This is a genomic window from Brevibacillus sp. SIMBA_040, from assembly GCF_046535075.1.
Classification (GTDB): domain Bacteria; phylum Bacillota; class Bacilli; order Brevibacillales; family Brevibacillaceae; genus Brevibacillus.
In genome coordinates, this window is record NZ_JAWRXI010000265.1 from 1 (window position 1) to 259 (window position 259).

General features: G+C 56.0%; 1 protein-coding gene. It reads left to right on the forward strand.

From position 1 onward, the window contains the following. The coding region (gene lptD / locus SB752_RS32785) for an LPS assembly protein LptD (protein WP_410719560.1) at window positions 1-259 on the forward strand (259 nt) is incomplete at both ends.

The following is a 259-nucleotide window of genomic DNA, read 5'->3' on the forward strand; positions in this document are numbered from 1 at the left end:
CCGCTTGCCGCAGATCACCTTTAATGGTCAGCTGCCGTATCATCCGGGGGGGCTCAACTTCTCCTACGAGACAGAAGCCGTAAGATTCGATCGGGACCTCAGAAACGGAAATGTGGTCAATGAAGACGGCGGGCCGTTCAACTCCGATGGCACTATCGGTGAACGGCGCCTGGATAACTACGTAAGCGGCCTGACCCGTGCGAACGGTACACGCCTAAACGTAGCACCCGCTGTAGAGTACCCAATGAACTGGAGCTAT